Below are 738 nucleotides of genomic sequence, written 5' to 3'. Positions count from 1 at the left end.
TCTAAATTGTATATGCCAGCAAGTAAATTAAACCGCAGGTTTAATCTTTTACGACGATTTCTATATACACAAGCTCTGTACACGACAAAAAWAGATAACTCATTGAAATAATGACATAATAMTTGTTTTCTCACGACGAATAYKATGACACATYTCAATGAGTTATATCTYATCTTAAACAAATMTCTAAARTGGAACAAGTCACATTTAAAGTGCTTTGCGCTCATCATGCTTGTGATTATTTTAAAGCAAACATGTAATCTTTCTTCTGCATCTAAAGCCTTRCCCATCAAGTGCTTACCACAATCATTTTATCGACGTATRCARCGCTTCTTTGCAGGTCAGTATTTTGATTATCGTCAAATTTCTCAGTTGATTTTCAATATGTTTTCATTCGACCAAGTGCAACTGACTTTAGATAGAACCAATTGTAAATGGGGAAAACGAAATATTAATATCCTGATGCTYGCRATCGTTTATCGTGGAATAGCGATACCTATCCTTTGGACATTACTGAATAAACGTGGAAATTCAGATACGAAAGAGCGTATTGCTTTGATTCAACGCTTTATATCCATTTTTGGTAAAGACCGTATATATCCTGATGCTCGCAATCGTTTATCGTGGAATAGCGATACCTATCGTTTGGACATTACTGAATAAACGTGGAAATTCAGATACGAAAGAGCGTATTGCTTTGATTCAACGCTTTATATCCATTTTTGGTAAAGACCGTAT

1 pseudogene is annotated in these 738 nt (G+C 34.2%); it reads left to right on the top strand.

Annotation, left to right across the window (positions count from 1 at the left end):
- Positions 1–144: 144 nt before the first annotated feature.
- A pseudogene (locus tag BWR60_RS36075) lies at positions 145–597 on the top strand (IS4-like element ISAba33 family transposase); the annotation flags it as partial.
- Positions 598–738 lie beyond the last annotated feature (141 nt).

The organism is Inquilinus limosus (assembly GCF_002195995.1).
GTDB lineage: Bacteria > Pseudomonadota > Alphaproteobacteria > DSM-16000 > Inquilinaceae > Inquilinus > Inquilinus limosus_C.
This window is presented reverse-complemented; position numbering and strand designations above follow the sequence as displayed.